The organism is Pantoea sp. E956-1, from assembly GCF_982223955.1.
The window spans coordinates 276,249-296,071 of the sequence record NZ_CEUYZP010000001.1; the positions used below are offsets into that span (position 1 = coordinate 276,249).

Below are 19,823 nucleotides of genomic sequence, written 5' to 3' on the forward strand. Positions count from 1 at the left end.
AAAAAAGAGAGGATATGAACCAGGTGGAACAATTTCCGCATATGGTAAGGGTTTGATGCGTTGGGGTACATCGTTTCGGGCTGGATTTTTTCTCTGTTTACCGCCAGGCTGGAATCCATCTTTTGCAGTGATAAGGCGTCCGGTTCACCCGGATGCAGACAAAAAACTCACGGGAGTCAGCATGAAACAACCTGAAGTGGCGGTTCTGGGATTAGGCGCAATGGGGCACGCATTTGCCGCCAACCTGCTGAAAAAAGGCTTTCGCGTTCATGGCTGGAACCGCACCCGCGCGCGCGGCGAAGATCTGCTGGATGCCGGTTTGCAGCTGGCTGACTCGCCAGCCGATGCGGTGCGTCAGGCGGATGTCGTGATCGCCATGCTGTCTGATGGCGACACCACTGAGCAGGTGCTGCATCAGGTCAAAGAGGCGTTTAAGCAGGGCGCGACGCTCTGCCAGATGGGCACCATCGGCGTAGAAAAAACCGACGCGCTGATCGCCTTCTTCGCAGAAAAACGCCCTGATTTGTTACTGATCGATGCGCCAGTCTCCGGCACCAAAGCGCCAGCAGAGAATGCGCAGATTCTGGTGCTGGCCAGCGGCGATCAGAGCCGGGCGCAGGCGGCAGAAGCGGTGTTTGCTGCCATCGGTAAAGGCACCCAGTGGCTGGGTGAGGCGGGCAAAAGCACCCGGATGAAGCTGGTGATCAACAGCTGGCTGATTGGCATGATGCAAAGCCTGGCGGAGAGTACCCGGCTGGCCGAGCAGTTCGGCTTTTCCACCGACGATCTCTGGCAGGTGCTGGAGGGCGGTCCGCTGGCCGCACCGTATGCGAAAATGAAGCTCGGGATGATCGCCAGCGACGACTTCACGCCGCAGATGCATCTGGTCTGGGCGCTGAAAGATGCCCGCCTGGCGCTGGATGCCGCAGAGACGCCGCTGCCGGCGCTGGAGAATATCGCACAGCTCTGGCAGCAGGCGGTGGAGGCCGGACACGGCGAAGAGGATCTGGCGGTGATCTACCGCTACCTGAAGGCGAAATGAGTCAGCAGCATTTTGACTTCAGCACGCGTCCGCTGGTGCCGCTGGCGCACGATTACCTGCACGGTGCGAGCGAACCCTGGCACCAGCACGCCTGTGCCCAGCTGATCCACACCCTGAGCGGCGTGGTACGGGTGGAGACGGAGTATGGCAGCTGGATTGTGCCGCCGAGTCGCGGCGTCTGGCTGCCCGCGTTTACCCGTCATGCGCTGCAGATTACCGGCAGTGTGGCGGCGCGCACGCTGTTTATTGATCCGCTGGCGCGCGCCGATCTGCCCGCCAGTTGTCAGGTGGTGCAAATCTCACCGCTGCTGCGCGAGCTGATTGTCACGGCGCTGAGCCTGCCAGAGCGTTACGCCGCAGGCAGTCGGGCCGAGCGGGTGATGGAGTTGATTCTGGATGAAATCCGCGGCATGGACGTGCTCCCCTTTGCTTTGCCGACGCCCGACAGCCCCCGTTTACAGGCCCTGTGCGAGCTGATTCAGCAGACGCCCGGTGAAAGCTGGACGCTGCTGCGCGCCAGCGCCCACCTGAATGTCTCGGGCCGCACTCTGGCCCGCCATTTTATGCGCGAAACCGGCCTGCAGTTCAGCGACTGGGTACGCCGCGCCCGCCTGGCTATCGCCCTGACGCGACTGGCGCAGGGCGACTCCGTGCTGCGGGTGGCGCTGGAGCTGGGCTATGAAAGCCCCAGCGCGTTTAGTGCGATGTTTCGTCGTCTGCTGGGCGTCTCTCCCACTGACTATTTTCCGCCTGCAGAAACTGGCCTGCCGCGCTGAGCAGCGCCTGCATCGCGGCACGGGCGGTGTCATTGTCGATACTCACTCCCCAGGCTCGCGCGCCACGGGCATCCACGCAGCTGATATAGGCCACCGAGCGGCTGTCACTGCGCCGGCCCAGCGTATGCTCGTGATAGTCCTCAATGGTCAGATGCAGATCAAACGCGCTGCGCAGGGCATTGACCGCCGCCGACAGCCAGCCGTTGCCGCTGCCGGTCAGCATCAGCGATTGCGTCTGATACACCACGCTAGCGCTAATCTGCGTCTGCCCGCCGCTGTCACTCTGGCTGTCAGCCCGCTGTAACGCCACCGCGGGCTGCGTCACGCCATACTGGCGGCAGAAGAGCTGCCACAGCGCGTAGTGCGTCATCTCTCCGCCGTGCCGGTCAGTCTCATGCTGTACACAGCGGCTGAAATCCTGCTGCAGCGCTCGCGGCATTTGTAACCCGTGATTCTGCTCCAGCAGCCAGGCGGCCCCACTTTTTCCCGACTGGCTGTTCACGCGGATCACCGCCTCATAGCTACAGCCAATGTCGGCGGGGTCCAGCGGCAGGTAAGGCATCTGCCACTCTGTTTCCTGCTGTTCGGCGCGGATGGCGAACCCTTTTTTAATCGCATCCTGATGAGAACCGGAGAAGGCGGTGAAGACCAGCTCGCCCGCATAGGGATGGCGCGGATGAACCGGCAGCTGGTTGCAGCGGGTTACCACCTCAATCACCTCATGCATCTGGCTGAAATCGAGCTGGGGCGAAACGCCCTGGGTATAGAGATTCAGCGCCAGCGTCACCAGATCCACATTGCCGGTGCGTTCACCGTTGCCAAACAGACAGCCCTCGACCCGATCAGCGCCCGCCAGCAGCGCCAGTTCTGCGCAGGCAACGCCGGTGCCGCGATCGTTGTGCGGATGCACGCTGATGCAGACGGCATCACGGCGGCTGAAGTGACGGCAGAAAAACTCAATCTGATCGGCATAGACGTTGGGGGTGTTCACCTCCACCGTGGCGGGAAGGTTAATGATCATCGGGCGCTGGGCGTCAGGTTGCCAGACATCGGCTACCGCCTCGCAGATCTCCAGCACAAACTCTGGCTCGGTAAAGCAGAAGGTCTCTGGCGAATATTCAAGGGTCCATTGAGTTTTCGGCTGCGCCTCGCATTCGGCGCGGATCTGCCGTGCACCAGCGGTGGCCAGCGCCACGATTTCCGCTTTGCTCTGCTTAAATACCCGCTCGCGAAACAGCGGCGCGGTGGCGTTGTAGAGATGCACGATGGCGCGCGGGACGCCCTTCAGCGCCACAAACGTGCGGGCAATCAGGTCCTCCCGCGCCTGGGTCAGCACCTGTAACGTCACATCCTCCGGGATACGCTGTTGCTCAATCAGGTCGCGGACGAAATCGAAATCCGTCTGCGACGCCGAGGGAAAGGCGACCTCGATCTCCCGGAACCCGCAGCGCAGCAGCAGATCCCAGAAGGCCATTTTGCGTTCCCGATCCATCGGTTCTGCCAGCGCCTGATTGCCGTCACGCAAATCGGTGGAGAGCCAGCGCGGCGCCTGGGTCAGCTGGCGTGCGGGCCACTGGCGATCGGGCAGGGTGATCAGCGGGGAGGGTCGATATTTATCAGCGGGTCGGGTCAGCATAGGAGTATCCTGTGGTTTTTTTATCAGTCTGCCGACATGCCTCCGGGTCCGCGCGCGCAAGGCTGACAACCTGACGCGCAAAAGTGACAATACACATCAAGGCGAATACTCAAACTGTAACAGGGCTATTGCGCCTGAAAGCGCAGATGGCTGAAGGAGCATTGAAGGGCTTTAAGTCGAAGGCAGATTTGGTGCTGGATAGGCGCTTTAGTGGCGTACTAAGCCCACATAGTGGGCTTGTAACGTTATGTGGCGATGAGCTTAGTTTTCACCTGAGAATGCTCAATATCAGAACAGCCAGCGCTGTTCCGAGATAGCAGATTCCTGCAAACATCCACAGGCGTGATAAATATATCATCCATCGACTTACTGTCAGTCTGCTTTCGCTGAAAAAGGAATAAGCAGGACTATCCCTGGCAAAGGAGGATATTCGTTTATTCATGCTCAGCTTAATAAAAAACCTGCACATCTGGTATGCGCCAAAAAAACCGACCATGTGATAGAACGAATAGGGGGGAGGGAACTGATATTTTTCCAGAAACAATGAAATGAGTTTGTCATATTCTTTTTTGTTAAAAAAATAAAAGAAGAAAGATATGAAAATAAAAAAGCTGCCTGACAGGCCAAAGAACAACCCCATTCTTGATATATAAAACTCAGTCACCTGTTGACCCCAGTAAATAATCAACTGCTTTTTCGCCGGCCGTACTACCGATATAACCGCCGACCACGGAACCCACAGCCGCGCAAGCAACACCTCCGGCACCTGTCAGCGCAGCAATCATTCCGTAATGTTTCTGCATAAATCCGGCATCGTCGCTACTCAAGCCTATAAGCGCTGCGTTGGTTTTATTTTTAGCCTGTCTGAGTGTCGTCAGCATCTGCATTGTCAGGTGATCAGGCGTGTCCGGGTCAACAACAATTAAAATTTGACCCGGTTTCAGATACTGCGTATCCGCATTAAGTTTCATAAACAGACTGACAGCCGGGGAGCAAATATCCCTGAAGAGTTCCCGTGCCTGATACTCCAGGGTGCCAGGTCTTTCCACAACACAATATCCGGGGGCTATGTTACGCGCCATGCTTCCATTCTCCATCAGTATTGGTGTTAAAGGAACAGCACGTCATATTCCTGAAAAACTGAAATAAAGATAAATAAATTTACTGCGTTACGCAAAAATAATTCCAAAGTGTTGTGGTACAGTTTAAGGCCGATATCTGCCCATTAAGGATCAGGATCCGGGCTGTCACTCTTAGTGATGCACATCTTCCTTCCAACTCGCGCCTGCTTCTTTGATTCTGCCTGGTTCATGATAAAAGTCCTCTGCACCGTACCATGCAATATTCAGGACAACACTCTGCGTGCGCTCCGGTTTGGTGAATCCGCCGGGCAGGGTTAGCATGGTCGCCTGTTTATTCGGGTGGACTCTTATGCTGATTTTTGACGGTCACAACGATCTGTTGCTTAACCTCTGGCTGCATCATCGTGATGCGCCCGCGCAGGCGTTTTATCAGGGGATTGAACGGGGCCACCTCGATTTTCCGCGCATTCAGCAGGGCGGGCTCGGCGGCGGGTTGTTTGCGATCTTTGTGCCTCCGCAGGAGTACATTGCCCGCACCGTTCCGGCACGCGCCGGTGAGCCGTTTCAACCGCTTCAGATCATGTGGCAACAGCTTGAGATCCTGCAGCAACTGGCCGATGCGTCAGGCGGGCGGGCGCAACTCTGCCGCAGCCTTGACGAGATTGCCGCCTGCCGCGCCGCAGGCGTACTGGCGATGGTGGCACACATCGAAGGTGCTGATGCGCTGGATGAGGAGGGCGAGCAACTGCACGCCTTCTGGCAGGCGGGGGTGCGCAGCATCGGGCCATTCTGGAACCTGGCCAGCCGCTTTGGTGAAGGGGTCAGCGGCACTTTTCCCGGTTCGCCCGACACCGGGCCAGGGCTGACCCGCGCCGGAGAAAGGCTGATTCAGCAGGCGAGTGACCTGAAGATGATGATTGACGTGTCGCATATGAACGCAAAAGCCTTTTGGGACACCGCCCGGCTCTCCAGCGCGCCGCTGGTCGCCAGCCACTCCAACGCGCATGCTCTCTGTCCGCAGCCGCGTAATCTGACGGATGACCAGCTGGTGGCGATCCGCGACAGCGGCGGTCTGGTCGGCATTAATTTCGGCAACGCTTTTCTGCGCGCCGACGGTAAACGCGACGCTGACACGCCTTTAACAGAAATTGTTAAGCATTGTGATCACTTGTTGAAGATAATGGGCAGCGACCATGTCGCCTTTGGCTCTGATTTCGACGGGATTACCCCACCGGCTGCACTGGGCGATGTCAGCGGATTGACGCGATTGCTCGCCGCTTTTCAGGAAGCGGGCTATGATCAGACTCTGACAGAGAAACTGGCATGGGGAAACTGGCAGCGGGTTTTACATCTGACCGGACTGTGATAACAATTTCCTGATGTTCCGGGCTTGATCCCGACGCGCCATTGGCGCAACATCTGCCTGGAAATTGTGACGGCGGTCTCATTCAATGCCGGTCACACTGATTTCAGGCAGCTCATTTACTGTTAACCAAGAGGAAGTAACTCATGTGGAAAAAACCAACTTTCGTTGATATGCGTCTCGGTCTGGAAGTGACTCTCTACATCTCCAACCGTTAATCGTTCTGCCCGCCCTCTGAGCGGGCATTTTTTTTCAACTTCTGGTTTTCCTCTATGTTTATCAAAATCCTCGGTTCAGCCGCGGGCGGCGGGTTTCCGCAGTGGAACTGTAACTGCGCCAACTGCCACGGCGTGCGTAACGGCACGATCCAGGCCCAGGCACGCACGCAATCGTCGATTATCCTCAGCGATAACGGCGAAGATTGGGTGTTATGCAACGCTTCACCCGACATCAGCCAGCAGATCCTGCACACGCCAGAACTGACCCGCAAAGGGGTGTTACGCGGTACGGCGATCGGCGCGATTATCCTTACCGACAGCCAGATCGATCACACCACCGGGCTGCTGAGCCTGCGTGAGGGCTGTCCGCATCAGGTGTGGTGTACGCCGGAAGTGCAGGGTGACCTCAGCACCGGCTTCCCGATCTTTCCTATGCTCACCCACTGGAATGGCGGTTTACAGCACCGTCCCATTGCGCCACTGACGCCGTTCAGCGTCGATGTCTGTGATGATCTTCAGTTCACCGCGATTCCGATTATCAGTAATGCACCGCCTTACTCGCCGTATCGCGACCGGCCACTGCCGGGCCATAACGTGGCGCTGTTTATTGAAAACCGCGCGAATGGCCAGACGCTGCTCTACGCGCCAGGCCTGGGCGAGCCGGATGCGGTGATCCTGCCGTGGCTGCAAAAAGCGGATTGCCTGCTGATTGATGGCACCGTCTGGCAGGATGATGAGCTGCTGACTACCGGCGTGGGACACAACACCGGCAAGGCGATGGGCCATCTGGCGCTGGCAGAAGAGCAGGGGCTGATGGCGCTGCTGGCATCGCTGCCGGCAAAACGCAAAATTCTGATCCACATTAACAACACCAATCCGATCCTTAACGAGCAGTCACCGCAGCGTCAGTTTCTGACGGAGCAGGGAATTGAGGTGAGCTGGGACGGAATGGCGATCCACCTTCAGGGCTAAAACATGCAGATCACTGACACGCTGTCGCCGCAGGCTTTTGAACAGGCCCTGCGCGACAAAGGCGCTTACTACCATATCCATCACCCGTATCACATCGCGATGCATAACGGTCAGGCCACGCGCGAGCAGATTCAGGGCTGGGTGGCGAACCGCTTCTATTACCAGACCACCATTCCGCTGAAAGATGCGGCGATCATGGCCAACTGTCCCGATCCGGCCACCCGCCGTAAATGGGTGCAGCGCATCCTCGACCACGACGGCAGCAACGGCGAAGAGGGCGGCATTGAGGCCTGGCTGCGGCTGGGCGAGGCGGTCGGGCTGACGCGTGAAGAACTACTTTCAGAGCAGCATGTGCTGCCAGGCGTGCGGTTTGCGGTGGATGCGTATATTAACTTTGCCCGCCGCGCCAACTGGCAGGAGGCGGCCTGTAGCTCACTAACCGAACTGTTTGCCCCGCAGATCCACCAGTCACGGCTCGACAGCTGGCCGCAGCACTATCCGTGGATCAAAGAAGAGGGCTATTTCTACTTCCGCAGTCGCCTGGGGCAGGCGAACCGCGATGTGGAACATGGCCTGGCGCTGGCGCTGGAATATTTCACCACCGCTGAGACGCAGAACCGCATGCTGGAAATTTTGCAGTTTAAGCTCGATATTTTATGGAGCATGCTGGACGCCATGACCATGGCATACGAGCTGAAACGTCCGCCTTATCACACCGTGACTGATAAAGCGGCGTGGCACACCACCCGACTGGTATAACAGATGAATGAAAACTCGATTGCCGCGTTTCGTCGCGGCTACCGCATGCAGTGGGAAGCTGCCCAGGATACCCATGTGGTGCTCTATCCCGAAGGCATGGCGAAGCTGAACGAAACCGCCGCCGCCATCCTTGAGCTGGTGGATGGCAGGCAGGATATCGCCGCGATTATCGCAACGCTGGATAGCCGTTTTCCGGAAGCGGGCGGCGTGGGTGCAGACGTTTTAGAGTTCCTGCAATCAGCCTATGAACAGAAGTGGATACAGTTCCGTGACCCCGCATAAACCTGACGTGAATCCGCCGCTCTGGCTGCTGGCCGAGCTGACCTATCGCTGTCCGCTGCAGTGTCCCTACTGCTCCAACCCGCTGGATTTTGCCCAGCAGGAGAAGGAGCTGACCACCGAACAGTGGATTGAGGTGTTTCGTCAGGCGCGGGCGATGGGCAGCGTGCAGCTCGGATTCTCCGGCGGCGAGCCGCTGGTCCGTAAAGATCTGCCGGAGCTGATCAAAGCGGCGCGCGATCTCGGCTTCTACACCAACCTGATCACCTCGGGCATCGGCCTGACGGAGAAGAAGCTGGATGCGTTCAGCGAGGCGGGTCTGGATCATATTCAGATCAGCTTCCAGGCGAGTGATGAAACCCTGAATGCGGCGCTGGCCGGTTCTAAAAAAGCATTTCAGCAGAAGCTGGAGATGGCGAAAGCAGTGAAAGCGCACGGCTATCCGATGGTGCTGAACTTTGTACTGCATCGCCATAACATCGACCAGATCGACAAAATCATCGATCTCTGCATTGAGCTGGAGGCGGATGACGTGGAACTGGCGACCTGTCAGTTCTACGGCTGGGCGCAGCTTAACCGTGAAGGCCTGCTGCCCACCCGTGAGCAGATCGCCCGCGCAGAGGCGGTGGTGAAAACCTACCGCGAGCGGATGAGCACCACCGGCAATCTGACCAACCTGCTGTTTGTGACGCCAGACTACTACGAAGAGCGACCTAAACCCTGCATGGGTGGCTGGGGCGCTATCTTCCTCAGCGTGACGCCAGAGGGCACTGCGCTGCCGTGTCACAGTGCGCGTCAGTTGCCAGTAGAATTTCCCTCAGTGCTGACGCAAAGTCTGGACGATATCTGGTATAACTCGTTCGGCTTTAACCGTTATCGTGGTTTCGACTGGATGCCTGAGCCGTGCCGCTCCTGTGATGAGAAAGAGAAAGATTTTGGCGGCTGTCGCTGTCAGGCTTACATGCTGACCGGCAATGCTGACAACACCGATCCGGTCTGCAGCAAATCACCGCATCACGGCAAAATCCTGGAAGCCCGACGTGAAGCGGATTGTAGCGACATTAAAATTGGTCAGCTGCAGTTCCGTAATCGCAGCAACTCACAACTGATCTATAAAACACGGAACCTCTGATGAAAACGCGTTGCCTGGAGATAAACGGTCTGACGGTTGAACTGGTGCATCAGCCCGATGCCAGCCAGGCCGCCGCCCTGATTCAGGTGGGCGCGGGGAGTCACGACGAGCCAGATCGCTGGCCCGGACTGGCGCATCTGCTGGAACATCTGCTGTTCACGGGCAGCACCGGCTGGCCTGATGAGGGCCGGCTGATGCGCTGGATTCAGACGGAGGGTGGTAAGGTTAACGCCACCACGCTGGCCCGGCGCAGCGCGTTCTTTTTTGAGGTCACCCCGTCGCTGCTGGCAGACGGCCTGGCACGACTGCAGGATATGATCGTCTCTCCGCTGCTGGATAATCAGGCGATCGCCCAGGAAGTGGCGGTGATTGACGCCGAATACCAGTTGTTGCAGCGCCATCAGCCATCGCGCATCGACGCGGCACTGCTGCATGCCGTGCAAGCACCTGCTGAATTTCAACGCTTTCATATTGGCAGCCGGGCGAGTTTTGGCGATGAGATGTCTGCGTTGCAACGGGCGCTGCGCCAGTTCCACCAGCGTTACTATTTCGCCAGCAATATGCGGCTCTGGTTGCAGGGGCCGCAGGCGCTGGATGAACAGGAACAGCTGGCACGTAAGTTTGCCGCCGCGCTGCCTGGCGGTCAGTGGCGGCAGGATCTGCCACCGCCGCAGTTGAGCAGCGATAGCTGCTGGCAGCTGGCCGATACGGCCTCACCGGCGTTGTGGCGCAGCTGGGTACTGGATAGCAGTGACGGTGTCACGTTATGGCGTGAATTTCTGCTGGATGAAGCACCTGGATCGCTGCTGGCCACCCTGCGTGAGCAGGGGCTGGCGGAGTCGCTGGAGCTGAAGTGGATCTATCAGGCGGGCGGTGCACTCTGGCTGGCGCTGGGCGTCGAAACGCATCAACCCGAAACCGTTAATGTTTTGATCGACAGTTATCTGGACGCACTGCGCCAGACGGATGAGCCACAACATCAACACTACCATCATCTGGCGCAGCAGCGATTTGTGACGCTGTCACCGATGGAGCAACTGCGCCAGCGCGCAATCGGCTTTGCGCCGGATGAAACCGTGGCGGCACTGCTGCCGCTGCTGGAAAGACTCGTTGACGCGCCCGGCACGCTGCTGTGCTGCACGCCGCAACCGGCAACGGAAAACCTCGTCACGCAAGGCTTCAGCCTGGCGCTGACCAGCGGGCAGCCTGTGCCGCCTGAATCGCTGCCCGCGGTGAATTTCACTTTCTATCCGCTGGACACCGTCATCACGCCTGAGCCGCTGTCCATGCAAGCGGTGACATTGCCGCATCATCAGTCAGACGACCCGCAGGCAACGATGATTCTGCGGCCGGAGTTTTACTCAACCTTTACCGCGGAGGTGGGCGAAGCGCTGGGGCGGCGGTTGCGTCCGCTGTTTGCTGCGCTGCGTCATCAGGGCGGTAACGGCAGCTGGCAGGAAGTGGAGGGCGTATGGCAACTGACGCTTCAGCTGACAGCAGATGAGGCGGTGACTGACCAGGCGCTCAGCCAGATTGTCTCCGCTCTGACACTGCCGGTTGAGGCAAACCTGCCATTGCCTGTCGAGAGCATCGCTATCCGCGCGCTGCTGCGGCAGTTGCCTTATCAGCTGGCGGCGACCTTTACGCCGGATTGCTGGCGGGCGGCGCTGAAAGGTGGCAACGCGGCGCTGCATTCCCGGATTGCCAGGCGGCTGAGCGCGCTGTCGCTGCCGGTTAACCCTGACACGCCACCCAAGCGCATGACCACCCAAACTGGCATGACGCGCCTGCTACACGCCAGCACAGATAACGCGCTGCTGCTGTTTATTCCGCTGCACCGTCCTGAACAGCTGACAGCGCTTCGCGCGCTGGCGCTGATCTATGAGCCGCGCTTTTTCCAGCGCTATCGCGTTGAGCAGCCGATCGGTTATGTGGTCAGCAGCCGCTATCTGCGCTGTGCCGATGAAGACGGGGTGCTGTTCGCGCTGCAGTCGCCCGATTACAGCGCGCTGTCACTGCTGCGCTACTGCCGTAACTTCCTGCGTTCACTGAACGAGATGCTGGCGGGGTGTGATCTGGCGGCACTGAAAGCGCGTCTGCTGAGCCAGGAAACCGATCAGCCACTGGGGTGCTTACGCGCTGACAATGGCCTGGCAGAACCGGATGCGGTGCAGATTGAGGCGCTGACACTTGCGGATCTGCAACAGCTTCACCGCACGCTGATCCAGGATCGCCGCCGCTGGCGGGTGCTGTTCACTGGCGGTGAGAATGCGTAGCACCCGGCCGCCCGGTATAAAGTTGCTGAATTTATTTGAAAATTAACGACAAATCTCTTCACTGTCTATTGCGGGCGAACTGGACCACACTCAATTCACTTTGTCCGCATAAGGAATTGACCGTGAAAAACTTCAAACGTATTGCACTGCCCCTGTTAGCCGCTGCCACCCTTTACGCCCCGTTATCTCAGGCTGAGGCGATGCACTACCAGCTGAATCCTGAGCATACGTCGGTGATTGTCGCCTGGAATCATTTCGGCTTCTCAAACCCTACCGCGGATATCCCGGATGCAACCGGTACTCTGGTGTTTGATAAAGATCATCCAGAAACATCACGCGTTGACGTGACCCTGCCCGTCAGCAAAATCGACAGCCACGTGGCTGCGCTGACCAAAGAGTTCAAAGGCGCTGAGTACTTCGACACCGCTAAATATCCGACTGCGACCTTCCACAGCACCAAAGTGGTGGCGAAGGGCGACAACAAATTTGATGTTGAAGGCAACCTGACCCTGAAAGGGATCACCAAGCCAGTAACGCTGCACGCGACGCTGAACAAGCAGGGCGAGCATCCGATGGTGAAAAAGCAGGCGATTGGTTTTGATGCCACCGGCACCATCAAGCGTTCTGACTTCAAGCTGGACAAATATGTCCCGGCAGTAAGCGACGACGTCACCCTGACGCTGTCTACCGAAGCCTACGCGAAGTAAGCTTTTTGGGGCGTAGCGGCTTGCTGCTGCGCCCCTGATTGGTTATCACCAATCCTGCATCTCCTTAAATCCTTTCCTCACAACGCTCCTGAAATAATTCTGCCATACCGTTTAACACTATTTTCCTGACGCCTTAACCGGGCCAGAACCGGGAAAAATGAGGCGAAAGTCACAAATTTGCAACAGCACGGAATAACGAAATCAGCGTCACTGTGTGTCAAAATTAAATTAAGATGCCTGCAGAACTAACCTGTTGATTTATATAATGTCGGTGTGAACACTCCTCCCGAAAACAGTGTGACTTTAATCACAAAAAACGCCGCTCAGACACCACTGTCAATAACCCCGCCCGAAAAATACCGCGCGTAACTGTGATCTCCTCTGCAAATAGTAACCCTGCGAACCGGAAGAATGGCCCTCAGCAGAATAAGTCCGCGAGGTGAGGGAAATGCGAATTGGAATGGTGATCAGTGGCGGTGATGTGACCGGCATTAATAATTTTGTCTTCCAGTTAGGGCGACTGGCGCAGGCGGAGATCGTGATATTTGACGGCGGCATTCCCGGCCTGCTGGCAAATAACCACCGTGATATCAGCCAGCGTGACCTGCTCGACTTTTCCATCGCCCCGATTCCGGTTATGCAATCGGGACGCACGCAAAAGAAACTGGTGCCCAGAGAATATGAATGTATTGCGCGCCAGCTGAAAAGCGCCCGGATTGACGTATTAATCATGGCGGGTGGTGACGGGTCGCTGCAATTTCTCCACATCCTGTCGGAGTCTGGCGTGAATTGTTTCGGCGTCGGCATGACCATCGATAATGATGTTTTCGGCAGTGATTACACTCTGGGTTTTTCCACCGCCTGTGAGCAGGTATTAAAAGAGGTCGCAAAACTGCGCAATACCGGGCGCGCCTTACCAGGCCGGGTCTTTATGCTGGAGTTACTCGGTGGCTACTGCGGCGAATTAACTCTCCAGTCGGCGATTAAATCCAATGCGGACATTGCGCTGATCCCGGAGTGCCAGATCCCGCTGCCACAACTGGCGCAGCGCATCACCCAGCGGCTGGCAGAACAGAACAGCGTGATCATTCTTTGCTCAGAAGGTTACACCCGCGAATATTCACCCGGTTTTCAGGGGGCTATCGACACCTTAATCAAACAGCTTGAGCCACTTATTGGCGTGCGTGTCCGTAAAACTATCCTCGGTTACGGGCTGCGGAATGGTGATCCCACCTGCGAAGAGATTTATCAGGGCACCATTATGGCCAGTGAAGTGGTGCGTTGTATTCAGTCAGGTATGCGGAATAAAGCGGTCATTATCAACGGCAGCAATAAACCGATTCCGATTGATTTAATAAGCATGCAAAAACGCCTGGTCGATATTGACGGGCACCATTACAAACTCGCTAAACAACTCCATATCTTGTGAGGAAAAACCATGCTGAAAATATTATGTGTCTGTGGTTGTGGCTTAGGATCCAGTTTTGCGATTGAGATGAGCGCAAAAGCGGTTTTAAAAAAACTGGAGATAGAGGCCGATATCGATCACACCACTATTTCAGAAGCGAATGCTTTTAAGTCGGATATGATTCTGACCCAAAAAGCCTTTGCTGATGTGTTAAATGCCGACGCCAGTCCGGAACAGATTAAACGGGTCATTATTCTTAACCGGCTCACCGATAAAGCGGAAATAGAGCAGAAGATTCTGGCCTTTTTAAAAGAACGCAACGTAAAGGTCGCCGCCCATGAATAGTGTGATCGACTTTCTGGTAAAAGATCTGCTGGGACAGGCATCCATTCTGATCGCCTTTATTGCCCTGATCGGTCTGCTGCTGCAAAAGAAATCCGCAGGCAAGGTGGTGGAAGGCACCTTTAAAACCCTGCTCGGCTTTTTAATTATGATGGCGGGTATCAATATTATTGTGGGGACGCTGACGTTCCTCAATACCATTTTTACCCACGGCTTTGGCATGCGTGGCTATATCACCGACGTCGCCGCTATTGCCGGGCTGGCTAACCGTGAGCTGGGTTCTGAAGTGGCGCTGACGCTGCTGGTGATCTTTATCGTCAATATCATCATCGCGCGACTGACGCCTTTTAAGTACATCTTCCTCACCGGGCAGGCCCTGCTGTGGATGGCGACGATTGGCGCAGTGATTGGCTATAAGGCGGGGCTGACCGGTCTGCCACTGATCCTGACCGGCGGTATCTTTGGCGGGATCATGGCCGTGGTGATGCCTGCGCTGGCGCAGCCTGTGGTTCGGCGTATCACCGACTCGGACGACGTTGCCCTGGGTCACTTCTGCACCATTGGTTATCTGGTCACGGCGGCGGTCGCCAAAGTGGTCGGCAAAGGATCGCGATCTACCGAAGATCTGAAGCTGCCCGATAACTTCAAGTTTCTGCAGGATACCTATCTGTCGATGGCGCTGGTGATGGTGCCGATGTACCTGATCCCCGCCGTCGCGGCCGGTCCGGCGTTTATCGCCCAGTACAGCAATGGCATGAACTACCTGATGTACGCCTTTATGCAGTCGATTCAGTTCGTGGCCGGGGTCTTCGTGCTCTACAGCGGCGTCCGCCTGCTGCTTAACGAGCTGGTGCCCGCCTTCCGTGGTATCGCCATGCGTGTCGTACCGGATGCTAAGCCGGCGCTGGACTGCCCGGTGATGTTTCCCTATGCCCCGAATGCGGTGATTGTTGGCTTCCTCGCCACCACGCTCGGCTCGATTGTCGGCATGATCGTCTTCCCGATGTTTGGTCTGGCGATGATCCTGCCTGGCCTGCTGACTAACTTCTTCGCCGGTGGCACCGCCGGAGTATTTGGTAATGCGATCGGTGGACGGCGCGGGGCGATAATCGGCGGCTTTGTGCACGGTCTCTTTATCACCATTCTGCCCGCTATCCTGGTGCCGATGCTGGAGAGTTATGGCTTCACCGGTGTGACCTTCAGTGACTCAGACGTGATCAGTACCGGCCTGGTGCTCGGCCACGCTTTCCAGAATAACTGGCTGTTCGTTGCCCTGTTTATTGCCTTTGTTACCGCGCTTGCCTGGTTTGTTAATGGCAAATCCACAAAACCTCAAGAGGAAAAACTCCATGAAACTTTATAACTTCGCCGATCTGTTAAAGCTGGCTAAAGAGCGCGACTTTAAAGCGGTGGGTTCTTTCAATCTTCACTGCCTGGAGATGCTGCCCGCCTATTTTAAAGCGGCAGAGAAAACCAACAGCCCGTTAATGATTCAGATCTCCACCGGCACGGCAAAATATCTCGGCCATAAATTACTGGTCGATGCCATTAAATCGCTGTCAGAGAGCAAAAATGTCCCGACCTGTCTGCATCTCGACCACTGTTCCGATTTAGCGGCGATTCAGACCGCGATTGATGCCGGATTCAGTTCCGTGATGTATGACGGGTCACATCTGTCGATAGAAGAGAATATTGCCAACACTCGCCGGGTGATTGATATGGCGCGTCCGCACAATGTTTCGGTAGAAGCCGAACTCGGCGCGATTGGCGGCTCGGAAGATGGTAAATGCGTGGAGATGGAGGCGATTGCGTTTACGCCGGTGGAAGATGCGCGCCGCTTTGTCGAAGAGACCGGCGTCGATATGCTGGCGATCTCCATCGGCACCGTGCATGGACTTTACACCGGTAAAGCGCATATTCAGCATCAGCGACTGGCAGATATTACGGCGGCAACCCACACGCCGCTGGTGCTGCACGGCGGCACCGGCGTCAGCGATGAAGATATGCGGCTGGCGGTCAGCAGCGGTATTGAGAAGGTCAATGTCGGCACCGAAATGAATGTTCAGTGGGTGGCGCAGTGCAAATCGACCTTTGAAAAAGGCAAGGTCAATGACAGTGTGCGTAATTTTCTGGTGCCGGCCAATGATGCGGTAACCAGCGTGCTGGTGGAGAAGATGCAGTTATTCCGGTAATCGCCCGTTTCGCCATCACCGGCTTATTGCGTCAAACCTTTTATAATTACCTATTAATCTGAGCCACCCCGACATGCTACGGGGCAGGAGAGCCTATGTTTGGATTCTTAAAAAAGTCTCCGGCTGTGGAACAACCCAGCGAGCAGCAGCAGGACCATCTGGCGGAATTAAGTCGCGAGAAAATAACGCAACTGGAGCAGCAGCTGGCTATTAATCCGCGTGATGGCGAAACACAAAAACAATTAATGCTGGAATATAACCGGGCATTAAGCTTATTTGCGAAAAGCCGTCGCTATCGCAATGAAATTGATGCGCTGTTTGTCAAAATCGATGAATTACGCAATGTGGTTCGCCAGTCGATTTAAGGAGAGCTGATGACGATTAAGCAGTTATTGCAAGAGGCAAACGCTATTCAGATTGGTATCGACGCCACGGACTGGCGTCAGGTTATCGCGCTGGCTGCCGAACCCCTGGTCAGTGGTGGCTATCTCGATGCCTCTTATCCTGATGCGGTAATCGCCAATACGCTGGCCCATGGCGCTTATTACGTGTTTGAGGAGGGGATCGCCATTCCCCATGCGCGACCGGAAGCGGGGGTGATCCGCGACTGTTTCAGTATGATTCTGCTGAATGAACCGATCTCGTTTGAGGGCAGTGATAAAGCGGACATTGTTATCATGTTTGGTGCGCGTGACAGCAACGCTCATATCGAAGAGGGGATCCGCGCGATTGTGTCGCTGCTGGAAGATGAGGAAACGCTGGTCCGGTTACGTCAGGCCAGCAGCATCGCGGAGGTCATCGATATTTTATGACGCTAAAAACACCGTTAAAACGCGTGGTGCTGGTTAATGGCATTCCGGCGTCGGGTAAAAGCACCCTGACGCACGCGCTGTCACACCACTTTGGCTGGCCGGTGCTGACGCTCGATAGCCTGAAAGAACCCTTTATGCACGCTTTTGCGCCGGTCGATCGCCAGCGTAACCGGCAACTGGGCTGCGCGGCCTATCAGGCGATCTGGAATATCGTTGCGCAGGCTCCCGCCAGTCAGATCTGGCTGATCGACGCCTGGTTTGGGTTCCAGCCCCGCACGCTGCTGGAGCAGGGACTGAAACAGGCGGGCGTGGAGGAGGCGCTGGAGCTGTGGCTGAAGATTGAACCGGAAGCGGCGGTGGCGCGCTACCAGGCGCGGCTGTTGCAGCGGCTTCCGGGCCATCCGGGGGCTGAATATCTTCCTGAACTGCGCCAGCTGGCGCAACAGGCCACGCCGATGACGCTGGGCCCGGTGTATGAGGTTGATGCCTGCGCCCAGGATCACGCTGCCGTTATTCACTGGCTGCAGCAGCAACTGACCAGAACCCGCTACACTTCAGTTCATCATCAGAGGAGTGAGGAGTTGCAGGATGTCGTCGCCCCCTTATCTGCAAACCGGTGAAAGCGCCGTGCTCTATGACGGTGTCTGTAAGCTGTGCAACGGCTGGGTTCAGTTCCTGCTGCGTCACCATCTGGCGCGGCAGGTCCGTTTTGCCTCGGTGCAGAGCGAGCAGGGCAAAGCGCTGCTGCGCTGGGCCGGACTGCCGGAAGAGAACATCAGCACCATCGTCTACATTGCCGATAACCAGCACTGGCTGCGGGCGCAGGCGGTGTTCCGCGTAATGCAGCACCTGCCGGCACCCTGGCGCGGGCTGGCGGTGCTGCGCCACTTTCCCGACGCGATCAGTAACTTTGCCTACGACCGCATCGCGTTAAACCGCTATAAGCTGTTTGGGCGTTACAGCGCCCAGCACGCCATTCAACCCGATTATCCCGGACGATTTCTGCATCAGGTTGATACCGCTCACTAATCTTTAACAGCCAGTCACAGGTGGCAATGAGAACAATGATATTATTGTTATGTCCACCGAATGTCAGATAAAAGTGATGCTTGCAGGCAGCGGTCAGAGGAATTTATGCCGGTTAATTTCGATCTCAACGATCTCTATGCGTTTCGTGCGCTGGTGGAGTTTGGCAATTTTCGCCTGGCGGCGGAATCGATCTGCCTCTCACAATCGGCGCTGAGCCGCCGGATAGATAAGCTGGAAACCTCGCTGGGGATCAAACTGTTTGAGCGGACCACGCGCCGCGTTACGCTGACGCTGAAGGGGCATGCGTTTGCGCAGCGCTCGGATAAGTTGCTGGCTGATTTTGAAGAGGTCATGGCCGATCTCAGTGAGGTGAACTTAGCCCGCACGGGACTGATTACCGTGGCCTGCGTGCCGTCAGCCGCCTACTACTTTATGCCCAACATCATCCGGCTGTTTCAGGCGCGCTATCCCCGCGTACGAGTCAAACTGATCGACAGCAGCGCGGCCAACGTTTATGACGCGGTGATGGGCGGTCAGGCCGACTTCGGCATCAGTTTTTCCAGCCGCTCGCAGCCGGATGTGCATTTTCAGCCGCTGATGGATGACCTGTATGTGGCGGCCTGTCGGCGTGACCATCCGATAGCCGGCAAAAAGAGTCTGAGCTGGCAGGCGTTTTATCAGTATGAGTGGGTCGGGCTGGATAAAACCTCCGGCAATCGCAACCTGCTGGATCAGGCGTTGCAGGCGATCATGCCGGAGAAGCCCTGTATCTGTGAAACCCGCCACGTCACCACCATGCTGGGGATGGTTGAGGCGGGGCTCGGCATTGCTGCCGTCCCCGCCATGTCGATGCCTGGCTACGATCACGCCCTGCTGATGGCGGTGCCGTTAACCGATCCGCAGGTGAAGCGCACTGTGGGCTTGCTGCGTAAAAATGGCCGGATGCTGTCGCACATTGCGGGCGAACTGGAGAACCTGATTATTGAACAGTATCAGCGGCTTTAACCGGTTTTGACACTTTCACGGTGTGCAGTCCGCTGGCGTGCACCGCCTGTTGTGCCTCAGAAGAGGCGAGCCAGCGCAGCAGCTTAGCCGCCTCATCCGGCTGCGCTGACTTGCGCACCACGGCACCGGCGAAGCGGGTGGTGTATTGCAGCTTGTCCGGCAGTTCGCCAATAAACGTTACGCCCGGTACCGGCAGCAGCTCACTGACCTGCTGAAAGCCGATAGCGTATTTACCGGCCGCGACCTCTGAGGCCACCGGGATGCGCTCAACCTTCACCGCTTTCGCCTTAACCTGATCCTCAATGCCCAGGCGGCTGAACAGCTGGCTGCTGACATATTTACCGCTGGCGCTGTCGGAATAGGCGATGGAGCTGGCCTTCAGCAGAGCAGTACGCAACGCGCTTTCGCTGCCGATCTTAACCGGTGTGGCACCCTGTTTAATCACCGCGCCGATGCGGGAGTCCGCCAGTTCAACCCGTGAACCCGGCAGCGTCTTGCCCTGCTTTTGCAGATCGCTTAACGCATCGCCGACCATAATCACCACATCGGCCGGTTCACCGCGCGCCAGTCGTGCCGGAATGGCCTGCGGGGTTTTGCCCATAGACGGACCGGCGACGGTGTTGATAGTGATCCCTTCACGCTGGGCAAAGCGGGGCGAGAGCGTATCCCACGCTGCTTTAAACCCGCCGGAGATCATCACCGTCAGCTCTTTTGCCTGCGCCGTGGCGCTGCCCGCCACGCTGAACAGCAGAGCAGCGTACAGCGACATCGTTTTCAGTTTCATTTTACGTTC

At 56.9% G+C, this 19,823-nt stretch carries 21 protein-coding genes and 1 pseudogene; 19 read left to right on the plus strand and 3 right to left on the minus strand.

Annotated features, from left to right (window positions below):
• The first annotated feature begins 55 nt into the window (after positions 1-55).
• Positions 56-1,042 (plus strand): NAD(P)-dependent oxidoreductase, encoded by a 987-nt coding sequence (locus tag AC0T7J_RS01360; RefSeq protein WP_473791613.1) that lies wholly within the window; start codon positions 56-58, stop codon positions 1,040-1,042.
• Positions 1,039-1,818 (plus strand): AraC family transcriptional regulator, encoded by a 780-nt coding sequence (locus AC0T7J_RS01365; RefSeq protein WP_010245094.1) that lies wholly within the window; start codon positions 1,039-1,041, stop codon positions 1,816-1,818. The genes AC0T7J_RS01360 and AC0T7J_RS01365 overlap by 4 nt, the downstream gene beginning before the upstream one ends.
• Here AC0T7J_RS01365 and leuA read toward each other — a convergent pair.
• The gene (gene leuA, locus AC0T7J_RS01370; RefSeq protein WP_473791616.1) at positions 1,739-3,454 is read right to left on the minus strand and encodes a 2-isopropylmalate synthase; all 1,716 of its coding nucleotides are present in this window, start codon (positions 3,452-3,454) and stop codon (positions 1,739-1,741) included. The genes AC0T7J_RS01365 and leuA overlap by 80 nt on opposite strands.
• A 707-nt stretch (positions 3,455-4,161) precedes the next feature.
• A pseudogene (locus AC0T7J_RS01375) lies at positions 4,162-4,536 on the minus strand (hypothetical protein); the annotation flags it as partial.
• 349 nt (positions 4,537-4,885) lie between these two features.
• Here AC0T7J_RS01375 and AC0T7J_RS01380 point away from each other — a divergent pair.
• The 17 genes from AC0T7J_RS01380 to psrA all read left to right on the plus strand — a co-directional run bounded on the left by AC0T7J_RS01380 (position 4,886) and on the right by psrA (position 19,030).
• Positions 4,886-5,902, plus strand: coding sequence for a dipeptidase (locus AC0T7J_RS01380; protein ID WP_473791618.1), 1,017 nt, complete (start codon positions 4,886-4,888; stop codon positions 5,900-5,902).
• 143 nt (positions 5,903-6,045) lie between these two features.
• The gene (gene pqqA, locus AC0T7J_RS01385) at positions 6,046-6,117 is read left to right on the plus strand and encodes a pyrroloquinoline quinone precursor peptide PqqA (protein ID WP_010245082.1); all 72 of its coding nucleotides are present in this window, start codon (positions 6,046-6,048) and stop codon (positions 6,115-6,117) included.
• Positions 6,118-6,171: 54 nt separating this feature from the next.
• Positions 6,172-7,089, plus strand: a complete 918-nt coding sequence (gene pqqB / locus AC0T7J_RS01390; protein ID WP_473791619.1) for a pyrroloquinoline quinone biosynthesis protein PqqB — start codon at positions 6,172-6,174, stop codon at positions 7,087-7,089.
• Positions 7,090-7,092: 3 nt separating this feature from the next.
• Positions 7,093-7,848, plus strand: a complete 756-nt coding sequence (pqqC, locus tag AC0T7J_RS01395; protein ID WP_010245074.1) for a pyrroloquinoline-quinone synthase PqqC — start codon at positions 7,093-7,095, stop codon at positions 7,846-7,848.
• Positions 7,849-7,851: 3 nt separating this feature from the next.
• A complete protein-coding gene (pqqD, locus tag AC0T7J_RS01400) occupies positions 7,852-8,130 on the plus strand; it encodes a pyrroloquinoline quinone biosynthesis peptide chaperone PqqD (protein ID WP_473791621.1) in 279 nt (92 codons plus the stop codon).
• Positions 8,093-9,259, plus strand: a complete 1,167-nt coding sequence (gene pqqE, locus AC0T7J_RS01405; RefSeq protein ID WP_473791623.1) for a pyrroloquinoline quinone biosynthesis protein PqqE — start codon at positions 8,093-8,095, stop codon at positions 9,257-9,259. Before pqqD ends, pqqE begins: the two co-directional genes overlap by 38 nt.
• Positions 9,259-11,535 (plus strand): pyrroloquinoline quinone biosynthesis protein PqqF, encoded by a 2,277-nt coding sequence (gene pqqF, locus AC0T7J_RS01410; protein ID WP_473791625.1) that lies wholly within the window; start codon positions 9,259-9,261, stop codon positions 11,533-11,535. Before pqqE ends, pqqF begins: the two co-directional genes overlap by 1 nt.
• Positions 11,536-11,657: 122 nt before the next feature.
• Complete coding sequence (locus AC0T7J_RS01415; RefSeq protein ID WP_473791627.1) at positions 11,658-12,242, plus strand: YceI family protein; 585 nt, start codon at positions 11,658-11,660, stop codon at positions 12,240-12,242.
• A gap of 448 nt (positions 12,243-12,690) precedes the next feature.
• The gene (locus AC0T7J_RS01420) at positions 12,691-13,671 is read left to right on the plus strand and encodes a 6-phosphofructokinase (protein WP_473791629.1); all 981 of its coding nucleotides are present in this window, start codon (positions 12,691-12,693) and stop codon (positions 13,669-13,671) included.
• A gap of 9 nt (positions 13,672-13,680) precedes the next feature.
• The gene (locus tag AC0T7J_RS01425; protein WP_010245062.1) at positions 13,681-13,995 is read left to right on the plus strand and encodes a PTS sugar transporter subunit IIB; all 315 of its coding nucleotides are present in this window, start codon (positions 13,681-13,683) and stop codon (positions 13,993-13,995) included.
• A complete protein-coding gene (locus AC0T7J_RS01430) occupies positions 13,988-15,355 on the plus strand; it encodes a PTS sugar transporter subunit IIC (protein ID WP_473791632.1) in 1,368 nt (455 codons plus the stop codon). Before AC0T7J_RS01425 ends, AC0T7J_RS01430 begins: the two co-directional genes overlap by 8 nt.
• Entirely contained in the window at positions 15,342-16,184 is an 843-nt protein-coding gene (locus AC0T7J_RS01435; RefSeq protein ID WP_473791634.1) for a class II fructose-bisphosphate aldolase, read from the plus strand. Before AC0T7J_RS01430 ends, AC0T7J_RS01435 begins: the two co-directional genes overlap by 14 nt.
• Positions 16,185-16,279: 95 nt before the next feature.
• Positions 16,280-16,549, plus strand: coding sequence for a hypothetical protein (locus AC0T7J_RS01440; RefSeq protein WP_010245053.1), 270 nt, complete (start codon positions 16,280-16,282; stop codon positions 16,547-16,549).
• Between the two features lie 9 nt (positions 16,550-16,558).
• Positions 16,559-16,996, plus strand: a complete 438-nt coding sequence (locus tag AC0T7J_RS01445) for a PTS sugar transporter subunit IIA (RefSeq protein ID WP_031592905.1) — start codon at positions 16,559-16,561, stop codon at positions 16,994-16,996.
• Entirely contained in the window at positions 16,993-17,616 is a 624-nt protein-coding gene (locus tag AC0T7J_RS01450; RefSeq protein ID WP_473791636.1) for a P-loop nucleotide/nucleoside kinase family protein, read from the plus strand. The genes AC0T7J_RS01445 and AC0T7J_RS01450 overlap by 4 nt, the downstream gene beginning before the upstream one ends.
• Positions 17,585-18,025, plus strand: coding sequence for a thiol-disulfide oxidoreductase DCC family protein (locus AC0T7J_RS01455; RefSeq protein WP_033767195.1), 441 nt, complete (start codon positions 17,585-17,587; stop codon positions 18,023-18,025). The genes AC0T7J_RS01450 and AC0T7J_RS01455 overlap by 32 nt, the downstream gene beginning before the upstream one ends.
• A gap of 105 nt (positions 18,026-18,130) precedes the next feature.
• Positions 18,131-19,030 carry an L-proline-binding transcription factor PsrA gene (psrA, locus tag AC0T7J_RS01460; RefSeq protein WP_473791639.1) on the plus strand — a complete coding sequence of 300 codons (900 nt, stop codon included), beginning with the start codon at positions 18,131-18,133 and terminating at the stop codon, positions 19,028-19,030.
• On the opposite strand, the gene AC0T7J_RS01465 is transcribed toward psrA, so the two are convergent.
• Complete coding sequence (locus AC0T7J_RS01465; protein WP_473791640.1) at positions 19,005-19,814, minus strand: substrate-binding domain-containing protein; 810 nt, start codon at positions 19,812-19,814, stop codon at positions 19,005-19,007. The genes psrA and AC0T7J_RS01465 overlap by 26 nt on opposite strands.
• Positions 19,815-19,823 lie beyond the last annotated feature (9 nt).